The following is a 21,373-nucleotide window of genomic DNA, read 5'->3' on the forward strand; positions in this document are numbered from 1 at the left end:
ATATGCCCTGGGTGCTATCAATAATGTAGTGAATGGCGCCGGGCGCGCAGGCCACCCGGTGCCATTCGCTTTCGCGTTCGCATGCGCAATGGCATGGGCATGCGTATCAGTGCGCCACCGGGCAAACCCCGGCAGGCGCACCACCGGCCAGCGCGTGGCTGCGCGCATCGGCCAGTGCGGCGGCGGTGGGGGCCTCGGTGGGCCAGCCCGCCAGGTGCTGCTGTGCCACGCGGCTCAGCGCGGTGATCCAGTGGTGGTTGTCGTTCAGGCAGGGGATGTAGTGAAACTCCTTGCCGCCCGCGTGCAAAAAGGCCTCGCGCACTTCCATGTTGATTTCCTCCAGCGTCTCCAGGCAGTCGCTGGTGAAGCCGGGGCACACCACGTCCACCCGCCGCGTGCCCGCCTTGCCCAGCGCCTCGATGGTGGGCTGGGTGTAGGGCTCCAGCCACTTGGCCTTGCCAAAGCGCGACTGGAAGGTGATGCGGTAGCGCTCCTCGCGCAGCCCCAGGCGCTCGGCCAGCAGGCGGCCGGTTTTGCGTGCTTCGCAGTGGTAGGGGTCGCCCAGGTGCAGGGTGCGTTCGGGCACGCCATGAAAGCTCATCACCAGCTGGTCGGGCTGGCCGTGGTGCTTCCAGTGCGTCTCGATGGTGCGGGCCAGGGCGTCGATGTAGCCGGGGGCGTCGTGGTAGTGGTTGACGAAGCGCAGCTCAGGCACGTTGCGCGTGGCGGCGGCCCAGGTGTAGACGGCGTCAAACACGCTGGCCGTGGTGGTGGCCGAATACTGCGGATACAGCGGCAGGATGAGTATGCGCGTGGCGCCCTCGGCCTTCAGCGCATCGAGCTGGCTGGCGATGGACGGGTTGCCGTAGCGCATGGCGTGGCGCACCAGCACCGCGCGGCCCGCCTCGCCCAGCCAGCCGCGCAGCAGCGTGGCTTGCTTGGCCGTCCAGTGCGCCAGGGGCGAGCCCTCGGGCGTCCAGATGCTGGCGTATTTGGCGGCCGACTTGGCCGGGCGCGTGCGCAGGATGATGCCGTGCAGGATGGGCATCCACAGCAGCCTGGGGATCTCCACCACGCGGTGGTCACCCAGGAACTGCGCCAGATAGCGGCGCACGGCCGGGGCCGTGGGTTCGTCGGGCGTGCCCAGGTTGCACAGCAGCACAGCGGTGCGGTCGGCTTGGCCGTGAGTGAAAGGGGGTTCGGGGTGGAAGGAAGGCATGCGGCATTTTCACCCACGCGCCGGGCCAGTGCGGGCTGGGAGCCTATTTGCCGCCCGGCACACCACTGCCTGCGAGATCAGCGCCGGGCATGGCGTCTTCAGGTGTTTGGAGCCCCTTTTCGAGGTGCATCGGGTATTCCCTGATGTGGTTATGAAACCGGTTTCATAAACTGGCGCCACTTTGGAATAACGACTGTCCACCGTGAATTACCAGTTCCAGTTCGATGCCGTGTTTGCCGCGTGGCCCTTGCTGCTCAAGGGCACCTGGATCACCGTGCAGCTGTCGCTCACCGCCACCTTGCTGGGGCTGGTGGTGGCCATCTTTTGCGCCTGGGGCAAGACCGGCGGGCCGGGCTGGCTGCGGTTTTTGATCAATGCGTACATCGAGGTCATCCGCAACACGCCGTTTCTGGTGCAGCTGTTTTTCTTCTTCTTTGCGCTGCCATCCATCGGCCTGCGCTGGTCGCCCTACACGGCGGCGCTGACAGCCATGGTGGTCAACCTGGGGGCCTATGCGGCAGAGATCGTGCGGGCGGGCATCGAGTCCATTCCCAAGGGGCAGATCGAGGCGGGCAAGGCGCTCAACCTCAAGCCGTGGGAGATCTTCCGGTTTGTGATCCTCAAGCCCGCGCTCAAGGCCATCTACCCGGCGCTCACCAGCCAGTTCATCTTGCTGATGCTCAGCTCGGCCGTGGTGTCGGTGATCTCGGCGGACGACCTGACCTCGGTGGCGGCCAACCTGCAGTCGCAGACCTTCCGCAGCTTTGAGATCTACATCGTGGTGACGGCCATCTACCTGGCGCTGGCGCTGAGTTTCTCGGCGCTGTTCAAGCTGATCTATCAGCGCATGCTGAATTACCCAGACCGTCGCTGAGGAATACCTGCCATGCGTACTTTCGGACTCTCCGAGTTTCTTTTCATCGTGCAGGCCGCGCAGTGGACGCTGGCGCTGTCGGCCATTGCCTTCGTCGGCGGTGCGCTGCTGGGGCTGGTGGTGGCGCTGTCGCGCACCTCAGAGAACGCTGCGGCACGCAATGCATCGCGCGTGTTCATCCAGGTGTTCCAGGGCACGCCGCTGCTGCTGCAGCTGTTCCTCATCTTCTTTGGTGCGCCCGTGCTGGGGTTTGACATCAACCCCTGGGTGGCCGCGGGCGTGGCGCTGGTGCTCAACAGCGCAGCCTTTCTGGCCGAGATCTGGCGCGGGTGTATCGAGGCCGTGCCACGCGGCCAGTGGGAGGCCGCGCAGGCGCTGAACCTCAAGTACGTGGCCCGCATGCGGTTTGTGGTGCTGCCCCAGGCTTTCAAGATTGCGCTGCCGCCAACGGTGGGCTTCGTGGTGCAGATCATCAAGGGCACATCGCTGGCCGCCATCATCGGCTTTACCGAGATCACGCGGGCGGGGCAGATCATCAACAACGCCACCTTTCAGCCGCTGCATGTGTTCACCACCGTGGCCGCGCTGTACTTCGTGATCTGCTGGCCGCTGTCGCTGCTGGCCGCACGCATGGAGCGCAAGCGCGCTCGTGCTCTGGCGCGCTAAGCCACGCGCCGCAACCTTCTTTTTTCTTTCTGTTCTCGTTCACACCAACCACCAGGAGACATGCGATGACTTTTTCTTTGCAACGCCGCACCGCCACCGCCGCTTTGGCCGCCTTGGGCCTGGGTGCCGCGCTCACGGCCTTTGCGCCGCTGGCCTCGGCCCAGTCCGTGGCGGACATCAAGAAGAAGGGTGAGATCACCATCGGCATGCTGGTGGACTTTCCGCCCTACGGCACCACCAACGCCCAAAACCAGCCCGACGGCTACGACGCCGACGTGGCCAAGCTGCTGGCCAAGGACCTGGGCGTGAAGGCCAACATCGTGCCCGTCACCGGCCCCAACCGCATCCCGTTTTTGCTGACCAACAAGGTCGACGTGCTGGTGGCCTCGCTGGCCATCACGCCCGAGCGTGCCAAGCAGGTGCAGTTCTCGCAGCCCTATGCAGCCGCGACCATCGTGCTGTACGGCAAGACGGGTGCCAACATCAAGAGCGCGGCAGACCTGAAGACCGTGCGCGTGGGCGTGGCCCGCGCCAGCACGCAGGATGTGGCCGTGACCAAGGCGGCGCCCGAGGGCACCGAAATCCGCCGCTTTGACGACGACGCGTCGGCCATGCAGGCGCTGATCTCGGGCCAGGTCGATGCCATTGGCTGCTCGGTCACGGTGGCGGCGCAGATCGCCAAGCGCGTGCCCGCCAACACCTTCGAGAACAAGTTCAACCTGCTGCAGCAGGCCATGGGCATCGCCCTGCGCCCCGGCCAGGACGAGCTGACCAAGGCCGTGAACGACTTTGTGGCACGCAACACTGCCAATGGCGAGCTGAACAAGCTGTACCAGAAGTGGCTGGGCGCTGACCTGCCCAAGCTGCAGTAAGCCTGCCTGAACGATAAGGAGCCATTGATGAGCGACGCAGTCACGACCGCCCCCGGCACACCGCCGATCATCCGCATGGAAGGGGTCAACAAGTGGTACGACAGCTTCCAGGTGCTCACCGACATCAACCTGTCGGTGCGGCCAGGGGAGCGCATCGTGATCTGCGGGCCATCGGGCTCGGGCAAGTCCACGCTGATTCGCTGCATCAACCGGCTGGAGACGGTGCAAAAGGGCCGCATCGAGGTCGATGGCATCGACCTGACCGCTGGCGGCAAGAACGTGGATGCCGTGCGCGCCGAAGTGGGCATGGTGTTTCAGCAGTTCAACCTGTTCCCGCACCTGACCATTCTGGAAAACTGCACGCTGGCTCCTATGCGTTCGCGCGGCATGAGCAAGGCACAGGCCGAAGAAGTGGCCATGAAGTACCTGACCCGCGTGCGCATCCCCGAGCAGGCGCACAAGCACCCCAGCCAGCTGTCGGGTGGGCAGCAGCAGCGCGTGGCCATTGCGCGGGCGCTGTGCATGGCGCCCAAGGTGATGCTGTTTGACGAGCCCACTTCGGCGCTCGACCCCGAGATGGTCAAGGAAGTGTTGGACACCATGATCAGCCTGGCCGAAGACGGCATGACCATGCTGTGCGTGACGCACGAGATGGGTTTTGCCCGCAGCGTGGCCGACCGGGTGATCTTCATGGCCGACGGCAAGATCCTGGAGCAGGCGCCACCGCAGCAGTTCTTCGGCCAGCCGCAGCACGACAAGACGCGGCAGTTCCTGGGCCAGATCCTGAGTTCACACCACGCACATTGAAACCCACGCACAGACCCACGCACATCGAGACCCGACAGGTCGTGCGGTTGATGGCCTTCGCCCCGTGGGGGCGCGGCCTGAAAGAAACACATGAAGGTATTGATTTCCCTGTCCTCCTTCGGCGCGGCCGAAACCGGTCGCCACGGCCAGCTGTGGTGCACCGACCTGGCCCAGCAAGCGGGCGCGGACGGCGTGGAGGTGCGTGGCGAGCTGCTGCGCGATGCGGCCACCGAGCTGCCCGCGCTGGCGGGCCGGGCGGCGGTGTACTCCAGCCCCGAAGGCCTCTGGACCGCGCAGGGCGAGCTGGATGAAGCAGCCCTTGCACGTGGCGTGCAGGCCGCCCAGGTGCTGCGTGCTCCGCGCCTGAAGATGTCGATTGGCGGCTTTGGCCCGACGCTGCCGCAATCGCATGCCTCGCTGCAACGCCTTAAAGCCCTGCTGCAGGCCGCCCCGCAGGTGGAGCTGGTGATCGAGAACGACCAGACCGCCACCGCCGGCACGCTGGCCGCCATGCAGGCTTTTTTTGCGGCCCAGGCACAGGCCGGGCTCGATTTGGGCATGACCTTTGACATGGGCAACTGGCACTGGCAGGGCGAATGCCCGCTGCAGGCCGCGCAAGCCCTGGCGCCCTATGTACGTTATGTGCACTGCAAGGGCGTGCAGCGCCTGCCCGCCAAGTGGGTGGCGGTGCCGCTGGCCGATTCGGTGGCGCCCTGGCGCGCCGTGTTGCGTGCCTTGCCTGCTGATGTGCCGCATGCCATTGAATATCCGCTGGTGGGCGGCGACCTGGTGGCTGTCACGCGCGAGCAGGTGGCCTTTATCCGCGCTGCACGGGAGGCTGCATGACCACGCCGGCCTTCGATGTTGCACTGTTTGGCGAGGCCATGCTGCTGCTGGTGGCCAACGAGCCTGGTCCGCTGGAGAACGCCACCGGCTTTCACAAGCGCACGGCCGGGGCCGAGACCAATGTGGCCATTGGCCTCGCGCGCCTGGGCCTGAAGGTGGGCTGGGCCAGCCGTCTGGGCACCGACTCCATGGGCCGCGCGCTGCTGGCCGCCATGCAGGGCGAAGGCATCGATTGCTCGCACGTGGTGTGCGATGCCACCCAGCGCACGGGCTTCCAGTTCAAAGAGCGCGTGATGGATGGCCGCGACCCGCAGGTGGAATACCACCGCAAGGGCTCTGCCGCCAGCCAGATGGGCCCCTCCGATGTGGACGAGCCCTGGCTGCAGTCCGCGCGCCACCTGCATGCCACAGGCGTGTTTGCCGCCATCTCCGACACCAGCCTGCAGGCCGCCATTCGCACGCTGGAGGTGATGCGCGCTGCGGGCCGCACCATCTCGTTCGACCCCAACCTGCGCCCCACGCTGTGGTCGTCGCCCGAGACCATGCGCCACTGGATCAACACCCTGGCCACCTATGCCGACTGGGTGCTGCCGGGCATGGAAGAGGGCGTGTTTTTGACCGGAGAAACCACCCCCGAAGGCGTGGCGCGCTTTTACCGCGAGCGAGGCGCCAAGCTGGTGGTGGTCAAGCTCGGGCCCGAGGGCGCGTACTACGACAGCGACGTGGCCGGCACCGGCCGCGTTCCCGGCGTGCCCGTGGCCCAGGTGGTGGACACCGTGGGCGCGGGCGACGGCTTTGCCGTGGGCGTGATCAGCGCGCTGCTGGAAGGCTTGACCGTGCCTGCCGCCGTGCGCCGCGGTGCCTGGATTGGTGCGCGTGCCGTGCAGGTGCTGGGCGACACCGAGGGGCTGCCCACCCGTGCCCAGCTGCAGGAGGCGGGCCTGTGAGCCTGGCGCTACCTTCAACAGACGGCAGCACAAGCCCCGCGCGCAAGCAGGTGCTGGTGTTTCGCGAGCTGCCGCCCGACCAGCTCGCGCGGTTGACAGCCGTGCACGACGTGACAGTGGCCGACCCGCGCAAGCCCGACGAGCGCGCACGGTTTGACGCGGCGCTGGCGCAGGCGCACGGGCTCATCGGCTCCAGCTTTCCCATCGATGCTGCCGTGCTGGCGCGTGCGCCCTGGCTGCAGGTGGTGTCCAGCATTTCGGTGGGCGTGGACAACTACGCGCTGGACGTGCTGCAGGCGCGCGGCATCATGCTGTGCCACACCCCCGGAGTGCTCGACGAAACGGTGGCAGACTCGGTGTTTGCCCTCCTCATGGCCACCAGCCGCAGGCTGGTGGAGCTGTCGCAGCTGGTGCGCGAGGGCCGGTGGACGAAGAATATTGGAGAAGACCTGTTTGGCAGCGATGTGCATGGCAAGACGCTGGGCCTGCTCGGATTTGGCCGCATTGGCCAGGCCGTGGCGCGCCGCGCCGCGCTGGGGTTTGGCATGCCTGTGATGTACCACGCCCGCCGCCCGGTGGACTTGGCGACCCAGGCCCCTGAGTTGCAGGGCAAGGCCATCCACACGCCGCTGCCTGCGCTGCTGGCGCAGTCGGACTTTGTGGTGGCCATGCTGCCTTTGTCGGACAGCACACGGGGCATGGTCAATGCCGAAATGTTTGCGACCATGAAGCCCGGCGCCATCTTCATCAACGGCGGCCGGGGTGCCACCGTGGTGGAGCAAGACCTGCTGCACGCGCTGGACCATGGCCCGCTGCGCGCAGCGGGGCTGGATGTGTTTGCCACCGAGCCGCTGCCGCTGGCGTCGCCCCTGCGCACCCACCCGCGCGTGACCCCGCTGCCGCACATCGGCTCGGCCACGCACGACACGCGCCATGCCATGGCCGCGTTGGCCACCACCAATCTGCTGCAGGCCCTGGCGGGCGAGCGGCCCGCCGCCGTGTACAACGCCGTACCCGCATGAGCCCGCCGACACCTGCACCCTCCGCCACGCTGCGCGCCCGCCCCACCATCGCCGATGTGGCGGCCGAGGCCGGTGTGTCCAAGGCCACGGTGTCGCGCTACTTCAACCACCGTGAACGCCTGCTCAGCCCCGACATTGCAGCGCGGGTCGAGGCGGCCATCGCCAAGCTGGCCTATGTGCCCAGCCCCATGGCCCAGGCGCTGAGCCATGGCCGCTCACGGCTCATTGGCCTGGTGGTGGCCGACATCACCAACCCCTATTCGGTGGCTGTGCTGCGCGGGGCCGAGAAAGCATGCCAGGACGCGGGCTACCTGGTCATGCTGTTCAACCTGGGCAACGACCGCGAGCGCGAACGCGCGGCCATCGACGCGCTGGCCAGCTACCAGGTGGATGGCTTCATCCTCAACACGCTGGGGCAGGGCGAGGGACAGGCGGATGTGAACACCTTGCACGGCAAGCCCGCCGTGCTGGTGGACCGGCGCCACGCCGGGCTGGCGGCAGACTTCGTCTCGCTGGACAACCAGGGCGCCATGCGCGAAGCCTGTGCCCACCTGCAGCAGCAAGGCTGGCAGCGTCTGCTCTACATCACCCAACCCTTGCTGGGCGTGAGTTCCCGCATCGAGCGCACGGAGGCCTTCCGTGCGCTGGCGTCCTTCAAACGCTCGGCAGTGCGGGGCACGGTGCTGGAGCTGGCAGCCGAGCAGGGCGACGAGGTGCTGGACCAGGCACTCACCGATCTGCTGCGGCAGGCCCGGCCCGGCGAGCGCTGCGCGGTGGTGGCGGGCAATTCGGTGGTCACGCTGCGGGTGGCTGCGGCCGTCTCGCGCATGGGGTGGACGTTTGGGCAGCAGCTGGGTTTTGTGGGCTTTGACGACCCTGAGTGGGCGTCGCTGATCCGGCCCGGCCTGAGCGCGGTGGCCCAGCCCACCGATGCCATCGGGCAACGTGCAGCGCAGTGCCTGCTGGAGCGCATCAACGGCTTGGAAGGCCCTGCACGCGAGAGCCTGCTGCCGGGCTTGCTGGTGGTGCGCGGATCTTCATTGGGGCCTGCGGGCGCGCCAGACCCGGGTTGAACGGTCTGCATTCCGCAAAGGCCTGCGGTATGCTTTGCGGCCCTCGCCCCGGTGCATCGCCGGGGCCTCTTTTTTCGCCTTCATCCTTCAGGTGCGCCCTGTGCCAAATCCCTCTCTGGACACCTCCCGCATCCGTGCGATCTCCATCGATCTGGACGACACGCTCTGGCCCATCTGGCCCACCATCACGCGGGCCGAAAGTGTGCTGCTGGACTGGCTGACCCACCACGCGCCCGCCACAGCGGCACTCTTCTCGGACACCGAGGCGCTGCGCGCGATCCGCAACCAGATGGTGACCCTGCGCCCCGACCTGAAGGGCGACCTGAGCGCGCTGCGGCGCGAGTCCATCCGGCTGGCGCTGACGCAGGCCGGTGACGAGCCCGCGCTGGCCGAACCGGCGTTTGATTTGTTCTTTGCCGAGCGGCAACGGGTGGAGCTGTTTGACGATGCGCACGACACGCTGGCTTTCTTGTCAGCGCGCTACCCGGTGGTGGCGGTGTCCAACGGCAATGCCGATATCCACCGCATTGGCATCGGCCACTACTTTCGCCACAGCATCAGCGCGTCGGACTTTGGCATCGCCAAGCCCGATGTGCGCATCTTCCATGCGGCCGCCACGGCCGTGGATGTATTGCCCCACGAGGTGCTGCACGTGGGCGACGACGCCACACTGGATGCGCAGGGCGCGCTGAATGCAGGCATGCAGGCGGTGTGGATCAACAGTGCCAACCACCCCTGGCCGCACGACGACACACCGCCCCATGCCACGGTGGACAGCCTTACCGCGCTGTGCCGGCTGTTGGCCTGACCGGTTTCGCTGGGTTCGGTTTCTTGCCTCAGGTCAAGGTTTGGGCTCGCGGCGGTTGATGCCGCTGCCCGATCAGGTCACACTCCATCGTCGCTCAGCGACCCCTCCCACCATGCCCCGTACTCCCCCCCCGTTACCCGCCATCCGCACCATCGGCATGATGCAGCCCATGACCTGGCTGGTGCTGGCCTGGCGCGACATGGCGCGGGCGGGCTGGATCAGTTTTGCGCATGGCCTGGCGCTCACACTGTTTGGAGCCGCCATCTTTGCGGTGGCGCACCACCGCTTCTGGTTGCTGGCGGGGGCTCTGTCGGGCTTTCTGGTGGTGGCGCCAGTGCTTGCCACTAGCCTGTATGCGCTGAGCCGCGCGCTAGAGCGTGGCGAAGCAGCCAACCTGGGCGTGGTGCTCAAGACCTGGCTCAACTGGCAGAACAGCCATGTGAACAAATGGGGCAGCGACTACTGGTGCATGCTGCAGTTCGGGGCCCTGCTGGCGCTGGCCGCCTCGGGCTGGGTCATGACCTCGGCGGCGCTCATCACGCTGCTGGCGCCCGTGCCTATCGAGACACCGCTCGACTTTTTGCGCCACGTGGTCATGGCGCGTGACGGCTGGTTGTTTGAAATCTGGCTGGCGCTGGGCAGCCTGATGGCCGCGCCCATTTTTGCGTCCAGCGTGGTGGCCATGCCGCTGCTGCTGGACCGCCGCGCCACGCTGCTGCAGGCGGTGCTCACCGGCTGGCAGGCGGTCATCACCAACCCGCTGCCGATGGCGTTCTGGGCAGCGATCATCCTGGGCTTTACCTTGTTGGGCCTGGGTTCCCTGCTGCTGGGCCTGATCGCTGTGATGCCCATGCTGGGCCACGCCAGTTGGCACGCATACCGCGACCTGGTGGATGCATCCAGCCTGCCCGAGCGTGACATGGTGGCCCCTGGTGTACCGGCGACCCCTGTGCGCCGGCCTGGAGGGATATCGTGATTTTTGGATTTACCGAGGCGCAGATCTCGGGCTTCTTCCTCACCTACGGGGTGGGGGCGTTCATCGCCTACATGCTGTTCATCATCGGGCAGCTGGCGTGGGAATCCAAGGCGGGGCGCTTTGGCACGTTCGTGATTTTCCTGGGCCTGGGCGTGGGGTTTCTGGGGTTCCTGGCCAAGGTGGTGATTCAGTGGTGGATGGAGCGGTAACGGTACCTAACCCGTCCCCAAAAGGCGGTAGTGCTGCTTTGGCCGTGCATTTTTGCGATACCAAAAGCTACGAAAGGCTGTTTGAGCGGAGCCGTGGCAGCTTTGCGACGGCTGCTCATGACCTATTGAAACCTGTGTAGGGCATGGTGCTTCAACGCGGCCAGGACCGCAGCCCCAGCTCCTGCGCCAGGCGGCGGTAGTCGGCCAGGCTGCGCTGCACATAGTCATCCAGCGCCGCGCCGCTCAGCGCGAAGGGGTACAGCCCATGGCGGGCGCACAGGGCCGCGTAGCCAGGCGCTGCCTGGGCTTCCTGCAGGGCGGTCGTCCAGGCGTGGGCGTCGGCATCGGGCACGCTGGCGGCCATGTAGAGGCCGCGCACGGTGGTCCACAGCAGGTCGATGCCCTGTTCGCGTGCCGTGGGCAAAGCGGCCAGTGCACCGGTCAGCCGAGCGGGGGCCAGCACCGCCAGGATGCGCAGCGGCAGACCTTCGGCAGCGGCCTTGGTGGCCTCAGCAGCGTCGCCGGTAAAGATGTCGATGTGTCTGCCACCCAGCGCCTTGAGTGCTTCGCCGCCGCCTTCGAACGACACAAAACGCATGCGCTTGTGGTCTTGCCCGGCCGCGCGGACCAGCAGGGCGGCCTTGACCCAGTCCTGGCTGCCCAGCGTGCCACCGGCGCCAAACACAACGCGGGCCGAGTCCTTTTGCAGCGCGGCCACCACGTCCTGCAAGCGCTGGTGCGGGGCGTCGCGGTGCACGGCCACCACGCCGTAGTCATTGCCCAGCGTCGCGATCCAGCGCACTGCGTCGACTGAATGCGGGCCGAAACGGCCCTGCGCCATGTTGAGCAGTGAGCCGCTGGAGAACGCCACCAGGGTGCCGGCCCCCCCCAGGCGGCCCGTGGCCACCTGATCAAACGCGACCGCACCAATGCCTCCGGGCAGGTAGCGGGTGCGCATCGGCGTGCGGCCAGGGCGTACGGCCTGCAGCGCCTGTGAGGCCAGACCACAGGTCAGGTCAAATCCGCCGCCGGGGCGTGAAGGCGCAATGCATTCTGCCGGTTCGCGGGATGCGTCGGCCGCTGCCGGGAGGGGCGCCAGGCCCGCGCCAGCGCTGGCGGCGGCCGCGAGCGTCTGCAGCAGCTGGCGGCGGCTGCAAGGCGCGGTCAGCGGGCGGTCCGTGGCGGGCAAGGGCTGCGGCATGGGGTGTCGAGCGTTCAGTGGTTCAGTGGTTGAGCGGGCTGTGTCAGGCGCGGGGCCACCAGAGTATCGCCAGAAGCCCTGGCCCTTCGGCGCGCGCCTGCAGGCGCAGGCTGCCGCGATGCCGCTCGGCAATCGACCGCGCAATCGCCAGCCCCAGGCCCGACCCGCCCGCTGTGGCCTGCGAGCCGCGCCGGTAGCGCTGGCCTAGTGCGTCGCGCTCCTCGGCGGGCAGACCGGGGCCGTTGTCCTCCACGCTGATGCTCCAGCCCAGGCCGTCACTGGCTGCCGACACAGTGACGGTGCCCTTGGCCGGGGTGTAGGCGATGGCGTTCGCCGCCAGATTGGTCAAAGCCTCGCGCAGCAGGCCGCTGTCGCCCACGGCCTCGATGCCAGCGGGGGGTGTTTGGATGCCAAAGTCGATCTGCCTGGCGCGCGCCTGGGGCAGCAGCTCCAGCGCCACCGTGCGCAGCAGCGCGGCCAGGTCGAATGGAGTCAGCTCCACCGCCGCTGTGTCGCTGCGGCCCAGTGCCAGCAGCTGCTGGGTGCTGCGCGTGGCGCGGGCGATCTCGCCTCCGATGGCTGCCAGCGTGTGCTGCACCTGCGTGGTGTCGCCCTCGCGGCGTGCGTAGTCGATCTGCATCTGCAGCGTGGTGAGGTGGGTGCGCAGCTGGTGCGAGGCATCGTCCAAAAACTGCCGTTGCTGTGCCACCAGATCTTGCGTGCGCGCCATCTGCTGGTTGACCGCGTCCACCAGCGGGCGGATGTCTGCGGGCAGGTCGTTGGATGCCAGCGGGGTCATGTCGTCGCCACTGCGGGCCTGCACCTCGCGCGCCAGCCTCGCCAGCGGGCGCAGCGCCACGGCTAGAAGCGCTGCGGTGCCAAGCACCATCAGGGCCAGCACCAGCGCATCGCGCTGCACCGCGCGGCGCACAAAGCGGTCGGTGAAGTCCTGCCGCGACCGGGTGCTTTCGGCCACCTGCACCAGCACGGTGGATGCGGGCTCTGCACGGTCCAGCGCGCGTCGGTAGGCCGCCAGCCGCACGGATTCGCCAAAGTAGGTGGCGTCATAAAAACGTGGCACGCCAGGCTCCAGCGGGCCGGCGGGCAGGGGCAGGTCGGCATTGCCCAGCTCCACCAGCCCGTCGGACGACGCCACGCGAAAGTACACGTTACCACTGGCCGTGAGTTCAAAAAATTCGAGCATGCTGTAAGGCAGCTCGGCAGACAGGCCGCCCGAGGCGGTGGAGATGTTGGCGTCGATGGACTTGAGCGCGCCGAGCAGTGAACGGTCGTAGGCCGCGTTGGCGGCCTCCAGCGCATCGTGCCGGGTCATCCACAGCTCCACGCCGGTCACCACCGTCAGCAGCGGCAGCAACAGCATGGCCAGCAGCCGCCACAGGCTGGCGCGGCGCAGGCGCTGGGTCATGCCCATGGTTCAGTCTGCTTCCAGCGCGTAGCCCAGGCCGCGCAGCGTGGTGATGCGCACACCGCTGCCATCGAGCCGCTTGCGCAGGCGGTGTACGAACACCTCCACGGCTTCAGGGTGCACGTCGTCATCTTCGGTGAACACGCGGTCCAGGATCTGCTGCTTGGAAAACGGCTCGCCACTGCGTTGCACCAGCACGCGCAGTACGGCATGTTCGCGCGGCGACAGGGCCAGGGACTCGCCCTGCAGCGTGAACTGCTTGCGGGCTTTGTCATACACCAGCGCACCACAGGCCTGGCGTGGGTGCTCGTTGCCGCGCGCGCGGCGCACCAGGGCGTGCAGCCGCGCTTCCAGTTCTGCCAGTTCGAACGGCTTGGCCAGAAAGTCGTCGGCCCCCGCGTTGAGCGAGCGCACGCGTTCGTCCAGCGAGTCGCGTGCCGTGAGGATCAGTGCGGGCAGGCGCTGGTCGCGGTCGCGCAGTCGCTGCAGCACGGCCTGGCCGTCCAGCCCTGGCAGGCCCAGGTCCAGGACCAGTGCGTCGTAGTTGTCGTGCTGCTGCAGCGCGCGGTCTGCCAGGCGCCCATCGTTCACCCATTCGACCTGGATGCCTGCATGCTCCAGCGCGCGGCTGAGCCAGGTGCCCAGGTTGTGGTCGTCTTCGGCCAGGAGGATGCGCATGGAGGGATGCTAATGCCGTTCGCTGCTATTTCTTTGCGTTCCAGGGGTTTGCAACTGGCGAGGCCCAAGCCAGAGCCACCGTGGAACTGGCTTTGCCAGGCCACCGGTGGCGTCCTCCTGGGGGGAAGACGCGAAGCGGCTCAGGGGGCTTCTTAGTCTGGCTTCACCTTCGCGCGCAGCAGCACCTTCTTCCAGCGCTCCTGTTCGGACGCGATGAACTGCGCAAACTGCGCGGGCGTTCCGCCGATGGCCTCTGCCGCGTCCGCGTTCAGGCGCTCCAACGAGCCGGGGGCCTTGACGGCCTTGGCGGTCTCGGCCGCCAGTTTTTCGAGGTTGGCCGGGGCCAGGTTGGCGGGCGCCAGCATGCCGTACCACTGCGTCATCTCAAAGCCCGGGAAGCCCTGTTCGGCCACCGTGGCCACGTCGGGCAACTGGGGCAGGCGCTTGGCAGAGCCGGTGGCGATGCAGCGCACCTTGCCGGCCTTGATGAAGGGCAGCAGGGCTGCAGCGCCCACAGCAGCGGCATCAAGACGGCCCGAGAGCAGGTCGGTCATCATGGGGCCGGTGCCGCGGTAGGGCACGTGCAGCATGAAGATCTCGGCGGTCATCTTGAGGTATTCAAACGCCAGGTGGCCTGCGCTGCCGTTGCCTGCCGAGCCATAGCTGAGCTTGGCCGGGTTCTTCTTAGCGTAGGCAATGAACTCCTTGAGGTTCTTGGCAGGCACGTCGGGGTGCACCACATACAGGCTGGGCACCTTGGCCAGCAGGCTCACGGGCTTGAAGTCCTTGTTGGCGTCGTAAGGCAGCTTGTCGAAGATGAAGGGGTTGACGGCCAGCGTGCCGATGTGGCCCAGGATCAGTGTGTGCTGGTCGTCAGAGCGGGCCACTTCACCCATGGCAATGTTGCCTGCGGCGCCGGGCTTGTTGTCCACATACACGCTCTGGCCCAGCGTCTTGCCCAGCTCGGCAGCGGTGGAGCGGGCCACGATCTCCGAGCTGCCGCCCGGTGCGAACGGCACCACAAACCGCACCGACTTGGACGGCCAGGCCGCCTGTGCCGAAGCACCGGCGGGCAGCAGGCCGCCCAGGGCCAGTGCACCACTGGCTCCCAGCAGATGGCGGCGGGTGGGGGACCAGAGGGCGGGGAGTTCGTGTGAAAGCATGGGAGTGTCTCCGTCAAAACAAAAGGCCGTAAGGCGGGCAGCGCGCATGTGGTGTGCGTGTGGCGCCATGGTGCCCGGGCCGGGCTTTCGGAATGCTGTCAGCGGGCTTGGTAGTTACCCGGGGGTGGCCTGCTGGCCCCCGGTTGCGTGGGGTCAGCCCGCTGCCGCGCAGGCGGCCACGGCGGTGCCGCTGAGCACTGCGCCTTCCAGCGTCGCCGGGTAGGGGCCCTCCACATAGTCGCCGCAGGCCGTCAGCCCCGGCAGCACTTGCATGGTGGGCCGCTGCAGGCCCGGGGTGCACGCAAACGTGGCACGCTTTTCGACCACGGTCTGCACGGGTCGCAGGCCCGGCAGGCCCAGCTGTGCGGCAGCCTGCTGCAGCACCTGCTGCTCGATGAGCGCCCGGTCGCCGTCGCTGGCGCTCACCACAAAGGCCAGCAACCCCTGCTGGCCATCGAGCTGGCCTCGGTCGAACACGAACTGCGCCGGGTGCTCTGCCGTGTTGCGCAGCGCCAGCATGGGCAGGGGCAAGCGCGCGCCGCTGGCGTGGGCGTAAACGGTGGTGATGGCCTCAAACCGCAAGCCGTTGGCGGTGGCGCCCCAGCGGGCGGCAGCGGCTAGGCCCGCCGTGCTGGCAAGACCCTCGACCAGCCGCGCGGCCTCCCACGAGGGGCAGGCCAGGGTGATGTGGTCGAAGGACTCGGTTGCTTCTGCCCCTTGCGCTGTACCGACGTTACCCACAGTCCCCACCAATTGCCAGCGCCCGCTGGCCAGGGGCACGAGCCGCTGGATGCGTTGGCCGGTGACCACCTGGCCGCCTTGCTGCGCCAGCCAGCGCACCGCAGCCTCGGGGAACAGCGCGCCCAGGTCGGTGCGTGGCAGCAGCAGGTTGGAGCCGCCGCGCCCGCTGAACAGGCTGTCCTGCAGCACCCGCAAAAACACCTGGCCGCTGGCCTCGCGTGCCGGGGTGTTCAGCGCCGACACGCACAGCGGGTCGATGAACTCGGCCATCAGCCGGGGTGTGAGCGGGGCGCACAGGTCTGCCACCGAGGTGTGGGGCGCGCAGCGAAAGCCGCGCAACTGCCAGGCGGTGGCCGTGCGCAGCAGGGCGATCTTGTCTTGCCAGCCCCAGCCTTTGGCACGCACGATGCCCAGCAGCGCATCGAACGGCGGGGGCAGGTCGGGCAGTTGCAGGCCTTGGCCATCGGGAAACTGCAGGGTCAGCGGCAGGCGCAGCAGCATGGTGTTGGGGTCCACGCCCACCAGTCGCATCAGGCGCAGGCTCTCGGTGTAGGCACCAATGAGGATGTGCTGGCCGTTGTCCAGCGTGGCCGCCGTGCCGTCGGGCCGCGTACCCGGCACGGCGCGGGCGCGGCCACCCACGGTGCGCGCGGCCTCGAACACGGTGACCTGGCGGCCCGCCTGCCGGTGGGCGATGGCCGCAGCCATGCCGGCCCAGCCAGCCCCGATGACGGCGACTTTTTGCGGTGCCACGCTGCGGCTACATCCTGCCCAGGGCCTGCATCTTCCAGGCCAGCCAGAACTTGCGCAGCGGCGTGAGGCGGATGCGCTGGTGCAGCACCTGGAAGTTTTCGTGCTCGATCTCGCGCAGCAGGGTGCGGTAGATGCTGGCCATCATCAGGCCGGGCTTTTGGGTACGGCGGTCCGCATCGGGCAACAGGGCAAAGGCCTCGTCGTACAGTTTGTGCGCGCGCTCGGCCTGAAAACGCATCAGCGCGGTAAACCGGTCGGAGTACTGGCGTTTGAGGATCTCGTGCGCCTTCACGTCGAACTGCTGCAGCTCGCTGACGGGCAGGTAGATGCGGCCCAGCATGGCGTCTTCGCCCACGTCGCGGATGATGTTGGTGAGCTGGAACGCCAGGCCCAGCCGGTGGGCGTATTCGGTGGTGCGCGGGTCGGTCTGGCCGAAGATGCGCGCGGCGACTTCGCCCACGATGCCCGCCACGAGGTGGCAGTAGCCCTTGAGGCCTGCAAAGTCCAGGTAGCGGGTCTGCTCCAGGTCCATCTGGCAGCCGTCGATCACGGCCTGCAGGTGGCGCTGTTCGATGCCGTAGTCGGCCGCCAGCGGCATCAGCGCCAGCATCACCGGGTGTGTGGGCTGGCCTGCGTACGCCTTGGTCACTTCAGCCTGCCACCAGGCCAGCTTGGTGCGGGCCACGCCGGGGTCGCTCACTTCATCGACCACATCGTCCACCTCACGGCAGAACGCATAAAACGCCGTGATGGCCGCGCGACGCGGCGCGGGCAGAAAGAGAAAGGCGTAATAGAAGCTGCTGCCCGAGGCCACGGCTTTTTGCTGTACGTACTGCTGCGGTGTCATGGGGCGAGATTGTCCCATGGCGCACCAATGCGGGCGGCGTGGCGGGGTTTGAGGCGTTTTGGCGCTGATGCGCTAGTGCAGCATGGCTTTGTTGCTATTCAATAGATAGCGATAAAGCGTTGACGCTACAAGGCGTTCAGGCGGCCAGGCTCAGCATTCGACCACATTCACCGCCAGCCCGCCGCGCGATGTTTCCTTGTACTTGACCTTCATGTCCGCGCCGGTCTGCATCATGGTCTTGATGACCTTGTCGAGCGAGACCACGTGCTGCCCGTCGCCGCGCAGCGCCATGCGGGCAGCGTTGATGGCCTTGATGGCGCCCATGGCGTTGCGTTCGATGCACGGGATCTGCACCAGCCCGCCCACGGGGTCGCAGGTCATGCCCAGGTTGTGTTCCATGCCGATCTCGGCCGCGTTCTCGACCTGCTCGGGTGTGCCGCCCATCACGGCGGCCAGTGCGCCAGCGGCCATGGAGCAGGCCACGCCCACTTCGCCCTGGCAGCCCACCTCGGCGCCGGAGAGCGATGCGTTCTCCTTGTAGATGATGCCGATGGCGCCTGCGGTGAGCAAAAAAGTGGCAATGCCGTCGTCGTTGGCCGGGATGGGGCCCTGCAGAAAGTTGACGTAGTAGTGCAGCACGGCCGGGATCACGCCTGCCGCACCGTTGGTGGGCGCCGTCACCACGCGGCCGCCAGCGGCGTTTTCTTCGTTCACGGCCATGGCGTACAGGTTCACCCAGTCCAGCATGGAGAGTGGGTCGCGCAGGGCAGCCTCGGGCGAGCGGCTGAGGTTCTTGTGCAGCTCGGCGGCGCGGCGGCGCACATGCATGGGGCCGGGCAGGGTGCCGGTGCTGGCGCAGCCGCGCTGCACGGCGCCTGCCATGGTCTGCCAGATGGCCAACAGCTGGCGCCGCACCTCGGCCGGGCTGCGCCAGTGCTGTTCGTTGGCGGCCATGAGCTGGGCCATGCTCAGGCCCGTAGTGCGGCACTGCGCCAGCAGCTCGGCCCCGGTGCGGAACGGGTGTGGCAGGCCCTTGCCATGGCCTGCGGTATCGGCGCCGGCGCTGGCGGGCGTGTTGAGCACGCGCTGGCCCGCCGCATCGACCACAAAGCCGCCGCCCACCGAGTAATAGTCGCGTTGCGCAATCGTCTGCCCCCGCGCGTCGTGCGCGTGGAACGTCATGCCGTTGGGGTGCAGCGGCAGGCTTTTGCGGCGAAACAGCAGGTGGTCTTTTTCGACAAACGGCACGGCGTGCTCGCCCAGCAATGCCAGCGTGCCGCTCTGGCGGATCTGCGCGATGGTGGGGTCGATCTGGTCGGGGTCGATATGGTCTGGCTCATGCCCGGCCAGACCCAGCAGCACGGCGCGGTCAGTGCCATGGCCCACACCGGTGGCCGAGAGGGAGCCGAACAGCTCCACCGTCACTTGGTGCACGGCGGCCAGGCCGACGGTGTCGCGCACATGGCAGGCAAACTGCCGGGCGGCAATCATGGGCCCCACGGTGTGGGAGCTGGACGGCCCGATGCCGATCTTGAAGAGGTCGAAAACGCTGACAGACATGGTGGGTAGCACCGGTTGGTTCGGGAGAGTGCCGCAGCGCTTGTGGCGCGCGGGCACGGGCCGGCATGGTGGGGTGTTGGCCGCCGCCCTGCCACGGTGGCCGCGAGGCTAACCGGGTGCGGTGGCCGGGGCATGCTCGCAATCCCTGCCCCTGCCGGGTCAAGGGCGAGAGGCATCCCAATAATTCGCTATCAATTAAGTAGCTATTAGCGCATATGAATCATGCGCTACAGGCCGATTTGGCACTGCGTGCTGCGTTGGCAGGCCATTGTGTGAGCCCGCCTTGCTGCCCATGAATCTTTCTTACATCACCAGCGCGCGGCCCAGCATCACGCACCAGTCCCACCCATGGAGCTTGGGCCGGGTGTGCAGGCTGCCTCCTTTGAGGGCCTCGACCTTGTCGAGGATGCGCAGGCCGCCTTGCACCACCAGCCGCAGTTCCCAGCCGGCGCGGCCGGGCAGGCGGTGCACCAAGGGGGCGCCGCTTTGCATGGTGGTGCGCGCCCAGTGGGCGCAGTCGGCAATCAGGCGGGCGTTTTCGCGGTTGCTTTGCAGCGCCAGCAGCTCGGACTGGCAGGCGCCATACGCTACGCAGTCGGAGCGCGGCAGATAGTGGCGGCCCCGGGGAATGTCCACGGACAGGTCCTGCCAGAAGTTGATGAGCTGCAGCGCCGTGCAGATGGCGTCGCTCTGGCGCAGCGCCTCGGCGTCGTGCACGCCATACAGGTGCAGCAGCAGCCGGCCCACGGGGTTGGCCGAGCGGCGGCAGTAGTCCAGCAGCTCGTCGCGGTCGGCGTAGCCCTCGCCGTCACGGGTTTTCTCGACGTCCTGGGCAAAGGCGCTGAGCAGGTCTTCGAGCAGCGGCACGGGCAGCTGGTGGCTGCGCAACACGCCTTGCAGCGGCAAAAACACGCTGGCCCAGCGGGGCGAGGGCGCCTGGCCCTGGGCAATCGCGCGCAGATCGGCCAGGTAGGCCGCCAGGTCTGCCAGCCGGGCGGCGGGCAGGGCATCGCCTTCGTCGGCAATGTCGTCTGCCGTGCGCGCAAAACCGTAGATGGCGGTAATCGGCTGGCGCAGGTGGGGCGGGCACAGCAGCGACGCGACGGGGAAGTTTTCGTAGTGGGTGACAGGTGGCGCCACCGCCTCAGTCGCGGTGGGCTGTGGCGTGGACGCTGCGTCGGGATGGGGGGAGGGGCTGGGACGGTCGTTCACACCCCGGATTGTCGCTTGACAATGCCAAGGGCTTCTCATAGATTACTAACCGGTCAGTCAGTAATCATAAGAGCCAATCCAATGGGGGACAAGGCGGCTGGCCCCTGGGTCCGTTCATACGCTGCCTGCGCAACTGCGGGTGGCTTGTCAGTCGGCGCCTGGTGTACCGTCGCTGCGCGGGCGTTCCGGCCTGCGTTTTGCTTGTTGATCCTTGTGGCCCCCTCTTTATTCACCGGATTTCCCATGCGCACATCCTCCGCCCTGCGGCCCTCTTCACGGCATTCCAGGTTTTTGCTGGTGCTGGCCACCGCTACCGTGCTGGCCGCCTGTTCGCGTCCCGCACCGCCCGAGGAGCCGGTGCGCTCCGTCAAGCTGCTCACGGTGGGCGTGGGTACGCTGCAGTCCAGCCTGGAGTATTCGGGCGAGGTGCGTGCGCGGGTGGAGTCGCGCCTCGGTTTTCGCGTGGCGGGCAAGATCGTGCAGCGCCAGGCTGAGCTGGGTCAGCGCGTGAAAGCAGGGCAGGTGCTGGCGCAACTGGACCCCAAGGACTACCAGCTGGCGGCTGATGCAGCGCGTGCGCAACTGGCATCGGCCACCACGCAGCGTGATCTGGCGGCGGCAGACCTCAAGCGCTACCAGGCGCTCAAGGACCAGAACTTCATCAGCGGTGCCGAGCTGGAACGCCGCGAGGCCACGCTCAAGGCGGCGCAGGCCACGCTGGACCAGGCGCGCGCGCAGCTGTCGTCGCAGGGCAACCAGGCGGCCTACACCACGCTGGTGGCCGACGTGTCGGGCGTGGTGACGGGCATCGACGCGGAGCCGGGACAGGTGGTGTCGGCCGGCGCGCCGGTGGTGCGCATTGCGCAGGATGGCCCGCGCGACGTGGTGTTTGCCGTGCCCGAGGACAAGGTGGCCCAGATCACGACGGGCTCCGAGGTGGCCGTGCGCGGCTGGTCTGGCGGAGCGACCCTGACGGGCCGCGTTCGCGAGGTGGCTGCCAGCGCCGACGCTGCCACGCGCACCTTCCAGGTCAAGGTGGCCATTGACGCTGCGGACGCCCCAGCGCTGGGCGCCACCGTGTACGCCACGCCCAAGGCACTGAGCCACGCAGGCATTGCCGCTATCAAGCTGCCCACCAGCGCCCTGCGGCAGGAGGGCCAGTCCACCGCCGTGTGGGTGTACGACCCTGCGACCAGCACCGTCAAGTCGCAGGTGGTGCAGATTGCCACGGCCGACGGCAACGACGCCGTGGTGGCTGCAGGCCTGACCCCCGGTATGCAGGTGGTGGCTACCGGCGTGCATGTGCTGTCCCCAGGCCAAAAAGTGATGGTATATCAGCCCAAAGTGGCGCAAGCGCCGGTGAATAAAGCGCAGACAGCTCCTGAAACTGTAGCGATGCCTGCGGTGCCATCAGCTTCTGTGGCTCCCGCCGCACCCGCCACCGCCACGGCGTCTGCCGCCAACTGAGGCCTG

At 67.6% G+C, this 21,373-nt stretch carries 21 protein-coding genes; 12 read left to right on the plus strand and 9 right to left on the minus strand.

Annotated elements, in window-relative coordinates; translation table 11 throughout:
- Positions 1–106: 106 nt before the first annotated feature.
- On the minus strand, positions 107–1,219 hold the full coding sequence (gene hemH, locus AC1Q64_RS03670; RefSeq protein WP_492250509.1) for a ferrochelatase: 1,113 nt from the start codon (positions 1,217–1,219) through the stop codon (positions 107–109).
- Between the two features lie 202 nt (positions 1,220–1,421).
- On the opposite strand from hemH, the gene AC1Q64_RS03675 reads away from it, so the two are divergent.
- The 11 genes from AC1Q64_RS03675 (at position 1,422) to AC1Q64_RS03725 (ending at position 10,319) form a co-directional block, all read left to right on the plus strand.
- On the plus strand, positions 1,422–2,093 hold the full coding sequence (locus tag AC1Q64_RS03675; RefSeq protein WP_056064535.1) for an amino acid ABC transporter permease: 672 nt from the start codon (positions 1,422–1,424) through the stop codon (positions 2,091–2,093).
- Positions 2,094–2,105: 12 nt separating this feature from the next.
- Positions 2,106–2,759: an amino acid ABC transporter permease gene (locus AC1Q64_RS03680; protein ID WP_492250510.1), complete on the plus strand. Its 654-nt coding sequence runs from the start codon at positions 2,106–2,108 to the stop codon at positions 2,757–2,759.
- 65 nt (positions 2,760–2,824) lie between these two features.
- On the plus strand, positions 2,825–3,631 hold the full coding sequence (locus AC1Q64_RS03685) for a transporter substrate-binding domain-containing protein (protein WP_015014908.1): 807 nt from the start codon (positions 2,825–2,827) through the stop codon (positions 3,629–3,631).
- A gap of 27 nt (positions 3,632–3,658) precedes the next feature.
- Positions 3,659–4,438 (plus strand): amino acid ABC transporter ATP-binding protein, encoded by a 780-nt coding sequence (locus AC1Q64_RS03690; RefSeq protein ID WP_056638118.1) that lies wholly within the window; start codon positions 3,659–3,661, stop codon positions 4,436–4,438.
- 90 nt (positions 4,439–4,528) lie between these two features.
- On the plus strand, positions 4,529–5,284 hold the full coding sequence (locus tag AC1Q64_RS03695; protein ID WP_492250511.1) for a sugar phosphate isomerase/epimerase family protein: 756 nt from the start codon (positions 4,529–4,531) through the stop codon (positions 5,282–5,284).
- Entirely contained in the window at positions 5,281–6,231 is a 951-nt protein-coding gene (locus AC1Q64_RS03700; RefSeq protein ID WP_492250512.1) for a sugar kinase, read from the plus strand. The genes AC1Q64_RS03695 and AC1Q64_RS03700 overlap by 4 nt, the downstream gene beginning before the upstream one ends.
- Positions 6,228–7,253 carry a 2-hydroxyacid dehydrogenase gene (locus AC1Q64_RS03705; RefSeq protein WP_492250513.1) on the plus strand — a complete coding sequence of 342 codons (1,026 nt, stop codon included), beginning with the start codon at positions 6,228–6,230 and terminating at the stop codon, positions 7,251–7,253. Before AC1Q64_RS03700 ends, AC1Q64_RS03705 begins: the two co-directional genes overlap by 4 nt.
- Positions 7,250–8,326: a LacI family DNA-binding transcriptional regulator gene (locus AC1Q64_RS03710; protein WP_492250514.1), complete on the plus strand. Its 1,077-nt coding sequence runs from the start codon at positions 7,250–7,252 to the stop codon at positions 8,324–8,326. Before AC1Q64_RS03705 ends, AC1Q64_RS03710 begins: the two co-directional genes overlap by 4 nt.
- A gap of 100 nt (positions 8,327–8,426) precedes the next feature.
- Positions 8,427–9,134 (plus strand): HAD-IA family hydrolase, encoded by a 708-nt coding sequence (locus tag AC1Q64_RS03715; RefSeq protein ID WP_015014902.1) that lies wholly within the window; start codon positions 8,427–8,429, stop codon positions 9,132–9,134.
- A gap of 112 nt (positions 9,135–9,246) precedes the next feature.
- On the plus strand, positions 9,247–10,110 hold the full coding sequence (locus AC1Q64_RS03720; RefSeq protein ID WP_492250515.1) for a DUF2189 domain-containing protein: 864 nt from the start codon (positions 9,247–9,249) through the stop codon (positions 10,108–10,110).
- Positions 10,107–10,319, plus strand: a complete 213-nt coding sequence (locus AC1Q64_RS03725; RefSeq protein ID WP_291439220.1) for a DUF2788 domain-containing protein — start codon at positions 10,107–10,109, stop codon at positions 10,317–10,319. The genes AC1Q64_RS03720 and AC1Q64_RS03725 overlap by 4 nt, the downstream gene beginning before the upstream one ends.
- 151 nt (positions 10,320–10,470) lie before the next feature.
- On the opposite strand, the gene AC1Q64_RS03730 is transcribed toward AC1Q64_RS03725, so the two are convergent.
- From AC1Q64_RS03730 to hpnC, 8 genes are all read right to left on the minus strand, one after another.
- Positions 10,471–11,520 (minus strand): tripartite tricarboxylate transporter substrate-binding protein, encoded by a 1,050-nt coding sequence (locus AC1Q64_RS03730; RefSeq protein ID WP_492250516.1) that lies wholly within the window; start codon positions 11,518–11,520, stop codon positions 10,471–10,473.
- A gap of 43 nt (positions 11,521–11,563) precedes the next feature.
- Positions 11,564–12,952, minus strand: coding sequence for a sensor histidine kinase (locus tag AC1Q64_RS03735; RefSeq protein ID WP_492250517.1), 1,389 nt, complete (start codon positions 12,950–12,952; stop codon positions 11,564–11,566).
- 3 nt (positions 12,953–12,955) lie between these two features.
- A complete protein-coding gene (locus tag AC1Q64_RS03740) occupies positions 12,956–13,624 on the minus strand; it encodes a response regulator (RefSeq protein WP_492250518.1) in 669 nt (222 codons plus the stop codon).
- A 152-nt stretch (positions 13,625–13,776) separates the two neighbouring features.
- The gene (locus tag AC1Q64_RS03745) at positions 13,777–14,787 is read right to left on the minus strand and encodes a Bug family tripartite tricarboxylate transporter substrate binding protein (RefSeq protein WP_291439212.1); all 1,011 of its coding nucleotides are present in this window, start codon (positions 14,785–14,787) and stop codon (positions 13,777–13,779) included.
- Between the two features lie 153 nt (positions 14,788–14,940).
- Positions 14,941–16,281, minus strand: a complete 1,341-nt coding sequence (gene hpnE, locus AC1Q64_RS03750; RefSeq protein ID WP_492250519.1) for a hydroxysqualene dehydroxylase HpnE — start codon at positions 16,279–16,281, stop codon at positions 14,941–14,943.
- 7 nt (positions 16,282–16,288) lie between these two features.
- Positions 16,289–17,128, minus strand: a complete 840-nt coding sequence (hpnD, locus tag AC1Q64_RS03755; RefSeq protein ID WP_492250520.1) for a presqualene diphosphate synthase HpnD — start codon at positions 17,126–17,128, stop codon at positions 16,289–16,291.
- A 150-nt stretch (positions 17,129–17,278) separates the two neighbouring features.
- Positions 17,279–18,688, minus strand: a complete 1,410-nt coding sequence (locus tag AC1Q64_RS03760) for an L-serine ammonia-lyase (RefSeq protein WP_492250521.1) — start codon at positions 18,686–18,688, stop codon at positions 17,279–17,281.
- Positions 18,689–18,991: 303 nt separating this feature from the next.
- Positions 18,992–19,900: a squalene synthase HpnC gene (gene hpnC, locus AC1Q64_RS03765; RefSeq protein WP_492250522.1), complete on the minus strand. Its 909-nt coding sequence runs from the start codon at positions 19,898–19,900 to the stop codon at positions 18,992–18,994.
- A 243-nt stretch (positions 19,901–20,143) separates the two neighbouring features.
- On the opposite strand from hpnC, the gene AC1Q64_RS03770 reads away from it, so the two are divergent.
- Positions 20,144–21,367, plus strand: coding sequence for an efflux RND transporter periplasmic adaptor subunit (locus tag AC1Q64_RS03770; protein WP_492250523.1), 1,224 nt, complete (start codon positions 20,144–20,146; stop codon positions 21,365–21,367).
- Positions 21,368–21,373: the final 6 nt, after the last annotated feature.

Source organism: Acidovorax sp. GW835-FHT14G06 (assembly GCF_058793595.1).